4 protein-coding genes are annotated in these 4197 nt (G+C 53.9%); all 4 read right to left on the bottom strand.

Annotation, left to right across the window (positions count from 1 at the left end; translation table 11 throughout):
- Positions 1-1019: AMP-binding protein (locus ABYK60_RS18280; protein WP_372873420.1), on the bottom strand; the 1019-nt coding region annotated here is incomplete at its 3' end.
- Between the two features lie 289 nt (positions 1020-1308).
- Positions 1309-2034, bottom strand: coding sequence for a tRNA (guanosine(18)-2'-O)-methyltransferase TrmH (trmH, locus tag ABYK60_RS18285; RefSeq protein WP_372873421.1), 726 nt, complete (start codon positions 2032-2034; stop codon positions 1309-1311).
- A 67-nt stretch (positions 2035-2101) separates the two neighbouring features.
- Positions 2102-2485, bottom strand: a complete 384-nt coding sequence (locus ABYK60_RS18290; RefSeq protein WP_372873422.1) for a RidA family protein — start codon at positions 2483-2485, stop codon at positions 2102-2104.
- Positions 2486-2522: 37 nt separating this feature from the next.
- On the bottom strand, positions 2523-4197 hold a 1675-nt coding region (gene spoT / locus ABYK60_RS18295), incomplete at its 5' end, for a bifunctional GTP diphosphokinase/guanosine-3',5'-bis pyrophosphate 3'-pyrophosphohydrolase (RefSeq protein ID WP_372873423.1).

Here is a 4197-nt window from a genome sequence, read left to right on the forward strand (position 1 = left end):
CAGTTTTCGGTCATGCCCCAGGCTTCACAGATGTTGAGGCCAATGCTGTTGTACCAGCGGATAAGGGACGGTGGAATTGGCGCCGAACCTGAACCCAGCAAACGGCACTTATCCAGCCCCAGGCCTTTGTGAATTTTACGCTTTACCAGATAGCTGATGATGGGCAGCTTGAGCAGGAAGTTGAGCTTGTCGAAGCCCACCTTATCGATGATGTTTTTCTGGAACAGGGTCCACAGGCGCGGTACTGAGAAGAACACGGTTGGCCGCATGCGCTGCACGTCGGCAACGAAAGTATCCAGGCTTTCCACAAAAGCCACAGCGCTGCCGGAATAAAAGGACGAGCCTTCGATGGCCACCCGCTCTGTGATGTGAGCCAGTGGCAGGTAAGACAGCAGGCGATCGTCACCGTCGGTCTTGAGATCCCGCACTACGGCAGTACATGTCCAGGCATAGGCACCAAAGGTTTGGATGGCACCCTTGGGGCTGCCGGTTGAACCCGAGGTGTAAATCAGGGTCATGATGTCCTCTGGCTGTGGCAGCGGTGCCTCAGTCAATGGCTGACCCATGCCCAGCAACTGATCCCAGCCGTATTGGGTTGGCATGGTATCGTAAGGGAAGGCCATACGCAGGATGTTACCGCTGACACCGGCTTCCTGTTCGGCCCAGTGATCCAGCTTACCGATGAATATGGCTTTGGCGCCGCTGTGCTCCAGCACGTAACGAATAGTATCGGCGTTGGCTGTGGGGTAAATGGGTACGCTGATATAACCGCCGTGCATCAACGCTAAATCGGTAATAAACCACTCGGCACAGTTCTTCGACAGTACCGCAACCTTGTCGCCCGGGGCTAAACCCAGGTGGCGCAGCGCACCGGCGATTTGTTCCATCTGACGTTTCACGTCACGCCAGCTGAAATCGCGGTATTGGCCGTTAACCGGTTGACGCAGATAAACCGTGTCACCCTGGGTATCCACCCAGTGGTTGAGCATCTCTACAGGAGTCTTGATAGTGGCTTGCATCTCTACTTCCATCTTGTTCGTTATGCTTTCCTGCGTCTGATGGGTTCAAACGCGCGTTTAATTTCCAGTATGTCGATTTTTGCGACTGCCCGCAAATGGTTTAGCTGTGGTCTGAGGTTATGGTTTCAGATTAGCAGGCCTGATAGCGCAGGACTTATTATATTGATTCGCGGAGGCAAAAGGTTCCGGGTTACATCATTGCCAACAACAGTCTGTGAACCTGGTTTTGGCCAGTAAAAGCCACCGTTTGGAGTTTGGTGGCTGAACTGCATCGGGCTGGATAGTGCATTTACATCCGGCGTTGGCGGCCGCGCTCAGGGCGTGGGGCATCCGGGTCGGCTTCGCGCATCTTTTGCCACCATTCAGCCGATGCCCGAATTTGCCCGCGTTCGTCTATGGCTGGGTAGGCCAGCCCTTTACGACGGCAGGCCTTGGCATAGATGGGGTGCCCTTGCTCGAACAACAACTGCTGGCAGTAATCTTCCGGCAGTTTGCGATTACCATACATGCCGGCCTGGCGACGTTGGCGTTCGGCTTCAAACAGCACCAAGGCGCCTGCCACCGACACATTGAGGGATTGCACCATGCCCACCATGGGGATAATCACTTCAGCATCGGCCAATGCCACGGCTTCGGCACTGACACCAAACTTTTCGTGCCCCAGCACTATGGCGGTGGGTTTGGTGTAGTCTACTTCGCGAAAATCTTTGGCTTTATTGGAGAAGTTAGTCACCACCACCTGCATGCCTTCGGCCTTGAGCGACGCAATGGCATCGGCCACTGTATGGTGGCGCTTGGTTGTTACCCATTGTTGGCTGCCGGAGGCTGTATTGCCTGACACCCTCATATCGTTTTCTGGCCACACAGCATGCAGCTGGTGGACACCCACGGCGTCGGCGCTGCGCAGCACTGCGGCGATGTTATTGGTCTTGTGAACCTGGTCGAGTAATACGGTCAGATCCGGTTGTCGGTTGTCCAGCATGTCATTGATGCGGGCAAAACGTTCCGGGCTCATGGAAACTTCCTGCATAAATCGTGAAAAAACAAAAGGGCGCCGAGGCGCCCTGAGAGTGATGAGCCGATTACAGCTCCATCACGCCATCCATTTCTACCTGCGAGCCCCGTGGCAGCTCTTTTACGCCGATGGCGGCACGGGCTGGGTAAGGCTCGCTGAAGTAACGGCCCATGATTTCATTCACTTTGGCGAAATTCGACAGGTCGGTCAGGAAGATATTCAGTTTGGCAATATCGTTGAAGCTGCCACCGGCGGCTTCACACACGGCCTTGAGGTTTTCAAATACCTGCACGGTTTGGGCTTCAAAGTCGTCACCAACCAGCGCCATGGTGGCTGGGTCCAGCGGGATCTGGCCTGACAGATATACGGTTGAGCCCACTTTCACAGCCTGAGAGTAGGTGCCGATAGCAGCCGGGGCCTTGTCGGTAACGATAATGGTTTTTTCAGCCATGGTAATTCTTCCTTTAAATGCGCATTTTTCAGGGCTGTCAGCGATTACGGGAGGTTCTGAGCACCTCGGGCAGAACCCGGATGCGCCGCATCACGTTGGCCAGATGGACACGATCACGCACCGAAATCCGCAGGTTGATGAGATACACTCTACCGTCGCGCTCTTCAGTGCTGAGGTTATGAATATTGGAGCCTTCGCTGGCGATAATCGAGGTGATTTTAGCCAATGCACCCTGATGGTTAACGATTTCCACTCTCAGGTTGGCCTGATACTCAACCCCGTCAACTTTGTCCCACTGCACCGGAATGTACTTATCGGGCTCACCCTGATAACCCCGGATATTGGCACAATTTTCCATATGTACCACCAGGCCCTTACCGGGGCTGACGTGGGCGATAACTGCATCGCCGGGGATTGGGTGGCAGCATTTGGCAAAAGACACCAGCATGCCTTCAGCACCGCGGATCGGCATCAGATGCGATTCGCCACTGCTTTCCGGCACCTTATCGCCAAGCAATCGCTGGGCAATCACTATGCTCATGGCATTACCCAGGCCGATATCGGCCAGCAAGCTGTCGAGATCTTTGTGCTTGGTTTCTACAATCACCCGTTCCAGTTGTTGGGCTGGGATGCTGTCGAGTTTTGTTTCACCCAACGCGTGATTGAGTAATCGCTTGCCAAGGGTGATGGCTTCATCCTGTTTGAGATTTTTCAGCACCTGACGGATTTTTGCGCGCGCTTTACCGGTAACCACAAAATTGAGCCAGGCTGCGTTAGGTTTGGCGCCTTTTGCGGTAATAATTTCAACGGTTTGACCGGATATCAGTGGCTGACTCAGCGGATAGGCCTGACGATTCACCCGTGCACCCACGCAGGTGTTGCCTACATCGGTATGCACTTCGTAGGCAAAATCCACCGCGGTGGCGCCTACAGGTAACTCAAGAATACGGCCTTCCGGGGTGAACACGTAAATTTCATCGGGGAAGAGTTCGGTTTTAACGTTTTCAACAAATTCAAAAGATGAACTGGCACTTTGCTGCAGTTCCAGCAGACTTTGCATCCATTTGCGCGCCCGTACCTGTGTTGTTGTGCTGCCGCTGTTTTCACTGCCACTTTTATACACCCAGTGGGCGGCAACCCCTTTGTCGGCCATCTGATCCATATCTTCGGTACGGATCTGGATTTCAACCGGTACACCATGTGGGCCAAACAGCGATGTGTGCAGTGATTGATAACCGTTGGCCTTGGGGATGGCAATATAGTCCTTGAAGCGACCCGGACGGGGCTTATACAAGCCGTGCATGGCGCCGAGCACCCGGTAACAGGTGTCAATATTGTCCACAATGACGCGAAAAGCGTAGATATCCATTACTTCCTGGAATTGCAGCTCTTTGCTGCGCATCTTGTTGTAAATGGAATAAAGGTTCTTTTCGCGGCCCTTCACCTTGGCAGGAATGCCCTGATCTTCCAGGCGAGCAGCCACCGCTGATTTAATAATCGCGATAATTTCTTTGCGATTGCCGCGGGCGGCTTTGACTACTTCCCTGATCACCCGATAACGCATGGGGTAATAGGCCTGAAAGCCTAAATCTTCCAGCTCAATCTTGATGTTATGGATACCAAGACGGTTGGCGATGGGGGCGTAAATCTCAAGCGTTTCACGGGCAATACGGCGGCGTTTGTCCGGCCGCAGAGCGCCGAGAGTGCGCATA

The sequence above is a fragment of the Shewanella sp. genome (genome assembly GCF_041630135.1).
In the GTDB taxonomy this organism is placed as follows: Bacteria; Pseudomonadota; Gammaproteobacteria; order Enterobacterales; family Shewanellaceae; genus Shewanella.